Genomic DNA, 598 nt, shown 5'->3' with positions numbered 1-598 from the left:
GCGAAGAGGTTCTCGACCTTGTGGCGCTGGCGATAGAGCGCTTTGTCGTAGGGATACGGGATTTTCCGGCTTCGGCTCGATGGAATGCAGGGTGCGATGCCTTTGGCGACCAGGGCCTGGCGGAACGCGGCGCTATCATAGCCGCGGTCGGCAATAAGGGTTTTGGCTGACGGTAGGGCAGCGAGCACGAGGCTTGCGCCCTTGTGGTCGCTCATCTGGCCTTCCGAGAGCAGCATGATGATCGGGCGGCCGGTCTCGTCGCAGACGGTGTGGAGCTTGGAGTTCAGCCCGCCCTTGGTGCGCCCGATACACCGGGGAAGAGCCCCTTTTTGAGCAGGCTCGCCGCCGTGCGATGCGCCTTCAGATGCGTCGCGTCGATCATGATCCGCTCCGGCCTGGGCCCTTCGCCGGCAAGCCCGGCGAAGATCCGGTCGAAGACGCCGAGCCSGCTCCAGCGGATGAAGCGATTGTAGAGTGTCTTGTGGGGACCGTAGCCCTTGGGCGCGTCCTTCCACTGCAGGCCGTTGCGGATGACGTAGACGATCCCGCTCACCACACGCCGATCATCAACCCGTGGCACGCCATGCGACAGCGGAAA

1 pseudogene is annotated in these 598 nt (G+C 64.2%); it reads right to left on the bottom strand.

Annotated elements, in window-relative coordinates:
* Window positions 1-598, bottom strand: a pseudogene (locus tag AC1DIO_RS35425) (IS5 family transposase); the annotation flags it as partial.

Source organism: Allobosea sp. 05T439 (assembly GCF_056396005.1).
The sequence above is the reverse complement of the archived record's forward strand: the minus strand, read 5'-3'. Positions and strand labels throughout refer to the sequence as shown.